This window comes from Pseudoalteromonas sp. MMG022 (genome assembly GCF_021654245.1).
Classification (GTDB): domain Bacteria; phylum Pseudomonadota; class Gammaproteobacteria; order Enterobacterales; family Alteromonadaceae; genus Pseudoalteromonas; species Pseudoalteromonas amylolytica.
On record NZ_JAKFZQ010000001.1, the window covers coordinates 441,497 to 448,099 of the forward strand.

The 6,603-nt window shown below is 41.9% G+C and carries 6 protein-coding genes; 3 read left to right on the forward strand and 3 right to left on the reverse strand.

Features of this window, described 5'->3' with window-relative positions:
• Positions 1 to 21: 21 nt before the first annotated feature.
• Both L1070_RS01755 and L1070_RS01760 read right to left on the reverse strand, forming a co-directional pair.
• Positions 22 to 1,383, reverse strand: a complete 1,362-nt coding sequence (locus L1070_RS01755) for a transglycosylase SLT domain-containing protein (protein ID WP_237124232.1) — start codon at positions 1,381 to 1,383, stop codon at positions 22 to 24.
• A gap of 87 nt (positions 1,384 to 1,470) precedes the next feature.
• Positions 1,471 to 2,049 carry an LPP20 family lipoprotein gene (locus L1070_RS01760; RefSeq protein WP_237124233.1) on the reverse strand — a complete coding sequence of 193 codons (579 nt, stop codon included), beginning with the start codon at positions 2,047 to 2,049 and terminating at the stop codon, positions 1,471 to 1,473.
• A 185-nt stretch (positions 2,050 to 2,234) separates the two neighbouring features.
• Between L1070_RS01760 and L1070_RS01765 the strand changes: the two genes are divergently transcribed.
• The 3 genes from L1070_RS01765 to L1070_RS01775 are packed head-to-tail and all read left to right on the forward strand — an operon-like array spanning position 2,235 to position 5,536.
• Positions 2,235 to 3,944, forward strand: a complete 1,710-nt coding sequence (locus L1070_RS01765) for a hypothetical protein (RefSeq protein WP_237124234.1) — start codon at positions 2,235 to 2,237, stop codon at positions 3,942 to 3,944.
• Between the two features lie 4 nt (positions 3,945 to 3,948).
• Positions 3,949 to 4,563, forward strand: coding sequence for a penicillin-binding protein activator LpoB (locus L1070_RS01770; protein ID WP_070985109.1), 615 nt, complete (start codon positions 3,949 to 3,951; stop codon positions 4,561 to 4,563).
• On the forward strand, positions 4,553 to 5,536 hold the full coding sequence (locus L1070_RS01775) for an LPP20 family lipoprotein (protein WP_237124235.1): 984 nt from the start codon (positions 4,553 to 4,555) through the stop codon (positions 5,534 to 5,536). Before L1070_RS01770 ends, L1070_RS01775 begins: the two co-directional genes overlap by 11 nt.
• Positions 5,537 to 5,727: 191 nt before the next feature.
• Here L1070_RS01775 and L1070_RS01780 read toward each other — a convergent pair whose 3' ends face one another.
• Complete coding sequence (locus tag L1070_RS01780; RefSeq protein WP_237124236.1) at positions 5,728 to 6,528, reverse strand: hypothetical protein; 801 nt, start codon at positions 6,526 to 6,528, stop codon at positions 5,728 to 5,730.
• Between the last annotated feature and the right edge of the window lie 75 nt (positions 6,529 to 6,603).

Here is a 6,603-nt window from a genome sequence, read left to right on the forward strand (position 1 = left end):
CGTGATTGTCACTTTAGCAACTTAAATCTCTTGATAAAGCGGTTCGCGTTCGAGAACACGCTTTAAATAGTGCTTTGTTTCATCGTAAGGCAAACCTTTTTCTAATGCTTCTAGCACTCTTGCTGGCGTCATGGAGTTAATGATGCGACTGGCGCTACGAATATTACGTGAACCATCACTGTTAAACACTCTAGCCACATTGCCCGCTCCAGTATTATATGCCGCTATCATGCAATATTTGCGGCTTAACGGGTCGCTAATATGCTTTAAATAGCGTTTATCTAGTATATGAAGATATGCGGTCCCCGCTTCTATATTGTTACCTTCAATGTAAAGATAAGAACTGGGCATAGGCTCATCGCGGTTGTACAAGAAGCGGTTTACATCTACACCGGCACTGCTGGGCACAATTTGCATCAGTCCAAATGCAGGAATGGCTGATTTCGCTAGCGGATTAAAGTGGCTTTCTGTATGCATAACAGAAAAAACGAGGCTAGGCGCAATATCAAATCGCTCACTGTGCTTTGCCACAGCGTCAACATAGTTTTTAGCCCTCGCCGGACGCTTAGCGTGTTCAGTTAACTTAAATGTAAACTCACTCACCTTTTCTTTCGGTGGGGAAGATTTTGCAAATTCTCTAATGTGTGAAGCTAAACGCTCGATGCGCTTCGTCTGCAAACGTTCTAGTTGTTGGCGCTTCTGTTTTAGCAACTTTTTCGTTTTTTCTTGTTGTTCAGGATCAGAAGGTAGCGCAAGCTTGTCATCCAACTGGCGTTCAACAACCTGTAGTTGTTGCTCAGTTTGTTGCTTGATCTGTTGTTTTGCCTGCAGTAAAGATTTAACTTTGAGGTTATTGTCTACGTCATATTCAGCCACAGACTTAAAGTCTGCTTGTTTTATCTGAGCGATAAAGTCTTGGAAAAATACCTCTAGAACAGCGTTGTCGACAGAAGGTAAAAGCTGTTGAAACTCTCGGTACGCATCCTCTGAGTTAAGTTTTTGCGCCTCAGAATGGCGAACACTGATAGTGAGCGTGTTATTTTCAAAATCAATATTTAATCGCGCATTATTTTCTTGATTGTATTGAACAAACCGCGCTTGCTCAGAAATTTGCGCCTCTCCCCAACTCGATATCAGCTCATTTCTAAACTTATCGTATTCCCAAAAGTGTTGTTCAACATACCTATCAAACTCTTGTAAGTGGTCTAATTTGAATTGCTCAAATTCATCCTTGGCTGTTGTTTGTTGATAGCTGCTTTGCCACTGTGACATCGCCTCATTCAATTCACTGAATAGAATCGATTGGGCTGCAAGCGCTTGCCCGCTGGCCATCGCCAATGTGAGACAACTCAAAGCGCCAAGCATCTGTTTTTTATTCACCATTGCTGCTCCTTTTATAGCAATAATGACCGACTAATGAGACACACAATCCTTAAGCTAAGTTACAGTCGTGTGTCTCACAAATATAACTTAATTAGTTAGTCGTTCGATCTCTTTCTCTAAGTCTTGTTCAGCTTTAAATGCTTTAAACTCTTGATACAAGAACTGTTCGTCTCGAGGGTCTATTGAAGGTTTTGCAGATTGGATCAAGTCTTTAAACAGCGTCTTGGTCAACTCCGGTGACAAGGTCGTTAATGCGCAAAAATAATCTTTTCCTGATATATCCACAACATCAGCTTTAACTACGCGCGAACCGTTTAGGGTTTGTTTGGTTAGTTGCTTTGATACTGAACTGAACGTGCTACCTACCGTCATGGCATCATTCGCGTCGGTACGATTAGCAAAGGTTTTGTCTAGGCCCTCGATACGTACTTCAATTTGTTGCGCCAACGCCAAGCGCGCATTTGCGACGGCCATTTTTTGATCGACTGATATATTACCAGAATACTTAATACAATCCGCGGCAGCTATACCATTCTCAACAACTGGGTTAAGCACCCAATCAGGAATATTCACTCTTGAACTTGATGCACTGTCGTTTTTGGTAGAACTACAGGCTGTTAGCATCCCTGCAAGTACAAGCGTAGTGATCAGTGGTTTAATTTTCATTTTTGTTCCTTTTGGCCTGAAGTATTTATTATTCTCTAATCTAGCAAACAATCATGCACCGAACAGTAATAAATTGTAAAAACGATTTTTAACAATTTATTGCTTTTCAAATGCTTTGTGTTTATTTAAGTTAATCGCAGTAGTTATTCAAATCGTCTCTTTTCGACTGAACATAGGATGTGTCATTGAGTGCCCGTATAAAAAAAATTACAACATTGTGTATCGTTTATCTCCACACTGTATTACTCAGTGCATGTAATATTACACAGTTTAATCAGTTCTCACCCGCTCAACTTGCTCAGCAAGGAAACTTTATACAGGCTAAACAAAATGTTACCCAAAATTATAATAAAACTGGGAACGATAGACTACTGTATCACCTTGAAATGGCGAGTCTACTCCAGTTAGAGAAAAACTACCTTGAAAGTAACGAACAACTTGCAGTTGCGCTGACGCTAATAGAGTCGTTTTACACGCAAAGTGTTACCGAGCTGGCATTGGTACAATTTAGTGGTCCAACCTACTCAACCTACAAAGGTAAAGCCTATTACCTACCGCAAATTCATATTATGAAAGCCCTCAATTATAATGCACTTGCAAAACTTCACCCTAGTGACTCTGGGCATTATTACGACGCAGCTCTCGTTGAAATGCGTCAACTCGATGTTTTTTTAAGTCAGCTAAAAGCGCAAACCGGTGGTTATGATGAAAAACAAGAGGATGACTTCCTCTCAAAAAAAGTTTATCTGCTACTCAAGCCCATTTTTGCACCTAGCGATTTACTTGAAAACATTGATTATAAAGACGATGCATTTGCTCACTTCCTCAGTGGCGTATTATTTGAACAAAGCGGTGAATGGGATTCAGCTCGCCTGCAATATGAACGTGCAATGTTTATGTACAAAAATGGCTTTTCACAGCAATACAAATTGCCTGAGCAAATAGCAGAGCAAGCCCGTTTAGGGTTAATACGTGTGATGCGCAAAGCTGGCGGCTATGATAGCCAATTGCAAGCGCTCAAACCAACAGGTGAGCATGAAGCAGTCTCTGCTGCAAATGTAACACTGCTACAAAATATTGGCATTGCGCCAAAAAGAAAGCAACTCAACTTGCTGTTGCGTGCAGACACTGAGTCAAAAGCACTGGTGATGACACCCATCCTGCTTGGCAATCATAAAGAACGACAGGCCCAAATGCGTTGGTTCCAGATGCTTCATGCAGACACCAGCATATTTGATATGATGCAAAACTATATCTTGGGTGATGTGGGTGATGTTGCAATGGGCGCACTCACTAAACGTTTGCCTTTGGGGCCATTATGGGATGACGCGGTAAAACTAGGTGTTGTTGACGCACTTCAATTTGGCGCCCGGATCTCCGTCACCTATCTTGAGCCACTTGATAATCAAGTAACACATAGTGAAGTCTGGTTAAATGGCCAACCGCTCACCACCTTACTTCCCTATCACTCGGTGAGCTTACTGACATTGCAAGATGCGCTAAAGCAGGCCAATACCGAAATCCATGCTGCGCTTAGCCGAGAAATACTCAAAGCCTTGTCTGCTAGAAAGGCATTACACAAAGTCGGGTTTGAACAAAATGATCTGTTTGGGAACCTAGCAAAGCTGACCTCCTCAGTCGTGAATGCGGTTACGGCCTCAGCGGATACAAGGCAGTGGCAAACCTTACCAGCGGAGATACGCGTCGCACAACTATCGCTCCCCACGGGAGAACACGACATAACAATTAAAACTTATTTGCGCTCTGGGCATATTGTTGAGCAAAGTGAACATATCACTGCTAATGACGCCATGAGCCTTTGGCATACTCGCACTTTTATGAAGACACCAAGCGAGCAAGCCGTACACACCAACTCAACTTTGAACATGGAATAATGGTATGAAATACAATCGCAAATTACTTAAGCTAGTCCCTTTTGCGGTGATCTCGACACTTGCACTGAGTGCCTGTCAAAGCACCAAAGTACAACGTATAGATGCTAATCAAGAAGTGGCGCTGTCGGATAAATGGAATGGTAAAGACTCTCAGCTTGTTTCCGAGGCAATGATCAGCGACATGTTGAGCTTCCCGTGGGTTAATGATCACCTCAAAAAAGAAGGAACTCGCCCTGCTATCATCATTCAGTCTATTCGCAACAAATCACACCAGCATATCGCCGTGGATACGTTCTTGAACGATTTGAAACGTGCAATTTTGCGCTCTGGGCAAGCTGACTTCGTTGCCAATAAGGAGATCAGGCAGGAAATTAGAGATGAGCGTAAAGATCAAGAACTTAACGCTAGTCTAGAAACACAAAATGAAATGGGACAAGAGCAAGGCGCTGACTATGCGTTATCCGGTACTATCAACTCTTTTGTAGATCAACAAGGCGGCACGCGCGTTACATTTTATCAGGTTGACCTGCGTCTGATTGATATGACCAGCAATCGTGAGGTCTGGAATGGTCAGAAGAAAATACAAAAACTGCAAGAGCGATCAGGCTATGGTTTCTAGACTAACAAGCATATTATGCATTAGCACATTGATGCTAAGCGGATGCCAAACAACGGCTGAGCAGCCCACTGAGGTTGCTCAGCCACAATGGCTAACCAATACACCAAGCTCTGATTATTTGATTTATGGAGTTGGCATTGCTGACAGCGTAGGTGACAAGCAAAATGCAAAGCTTGCCGCTCAGGAGTCTGCTCGACTTGCACTGGCTAAGCAACTCAATGTCACCATTGCTGCCCACACCACGGTTGCACAATCAGCAACCGAAAAGTCGATGCAATATCACGTCGATGAGCTGATCAGTAGCAAAGTTCCAAACATCTTACTGCAAGGCGTGAAGATAGAAGACGAGTTTTGGCAAAACAATACTGCCTTTGCATTAGCTTCATTTAATCGTACTGAAGCGGTTATGCAAACAGAGTTAAGCATTCATGCGCTTGATGAAGAAATTATGCAGATTTCACTCTCCAAGCAAAGCAAGTCACAACGCCTAAAACAGGCAATCAGTTTACGTACTCTGGCCGTAAAAAGGCAAAAACTGAACGACTATTTACAGATGTTGCAAAGCCCTAAGCTCCCACTGTCCAACGACGTACTATCGCAATTATCACTTAGCGAGCATGTACTCAACACACTGAGCTTTAGCATTGTTGCAGACTCCTCAGAGCATAATAATATTCGCGATATCATGGCCAGTTCACTGTCGAGCAATGGTATTCAAATCAGTAAGAATAACGCTGATTTTGAGCTCGCTTTTCGTGTTAATTGGCAGGAGGTATTCAAATCCGGCACCCATTACAGCATCGCCGAAAGTTTTATGGTGGTAAAAGAACAAGGTATGGAAAAGGCCCACTTCAATGACAAAGTGAAAGCCGCGTCTTCTTATGCGCAAACAGCCAAGCACAACGCCATGCAAAAGTTAGCTGATAAGTTGTCACAGCAACTGGCGCTGTTTATCGTCGATGGCGGTGTATAATTTAGTCGCAGCTAAAAAAGCTTAATATGATTAGGTCTTAGCTTGAACTGTCAGAGCCGACGAGTAGGACCTAATCAAATCTGACTGTCTCATTTGTGTCATAAACTGACTTTTAAGCGTTGCCCCAAAGTGAGTTAGAGTTAAGGTCTCAATGGAGCGAGAAGCGGACGTTGATACGCTGGCACAAGGCTTCAATCAGCCGACTCGTTAGAGGCTGGCTGCATTGACTTGTTATATTCTGCGACCACCGATTTGATATCATAGTTTCGTAAGTCATCGTCGTTTAAACTATGCTCTATAAATTTTGATTCTAACGAATATGATTTTTTAAGGTCTTCTTCCAATTCTGAAAGTGGACGGTTTAATTTTGCTTTATAATAGGCGCTATTGTAGTAAACAGCTGCAATATCGGATGCATTTTTAAAATCGTTAAGTCGAATTGAGTCAATTGCACAACTTAAAGCTTCAGAATACAGCTCTAAACAGCTAAGTGAGTATGCTTTTAAAGCCAATATTTCTGAGCTTTCACTAAGTTTGAGCAATTCATCCATCCAAGCGATAGCGGTTTCGTGGAGACCTTGCAACTTGTATGTATACATTCTTAGGTAGCATCGCTCATACTCCAGATGTTTTTCTGCCTGCTCAATCCTAAGGTTTATTTGATTGATTACTTCTTCGGAAATATCCTTTTGCAAATTTCCTCGAACCGCATTTGTCAACTTTACAAAATTATCTTCATTGCTAAAGTCGTTAGGGGAATAAAATTTTTCATGGTGACAGGTAACCAACCATACGTACGTGGCAAGTACAAGCAATGAGAATATTACAATAAACCATATAATTATTTTTCGTTCATCAGCCTGAAGATTAGAGCTAAATGTGATAACCAAAGCTGCAAATGAATATATTGGTACTATAAAAAGAGCAAGAATACCGACCGGGTTTTTCGATAGATTCTTTGCTGAGTTACCAAATTGTCTTAAATCAGTCATTCACAACTCCATTTAGAATATAACGCCCGCTACAGACTGTAATACGTGGACAGCCACTTTAAAATGTAAAGACTG

Coding starts and splice junctions, on each gene's coding strand:
- L1070_RS01755 (WP_237124232.1), bottom strand. CDS start 1,383: ATGGTGAATAAAAAACAGATGCTTGGCGCTTTGAGTTGTCTCACATTG.
- L1070_RS01760 (WP_237124233.1), bottom strand. CDS start 2,049: ATGAAAATTAAACCACTGATCACTACGCTTGTACTTGCAGGGATGCTA.
- L1070_RS01770 (WP_070985109.1), top strand. CDS start 3,949: ATGAAATACAATCGCAAATTACTTAAGCTAGTCCCTTTTGCGGTGATC.
- L1070_RS01775 (WP_237124235.1), top strand. CDS start 4,553: ATGGTTTCTAGACTAACAAGCATATTATGCATTAGCACATTGATGCTA.
- L1070_RS01780 (WP_237124236.1), bottom strand. CDS start 6,528: ATGACTGATTTAAGACAATTTGGTAACTCAGCAAAGAATCTATCGAAA.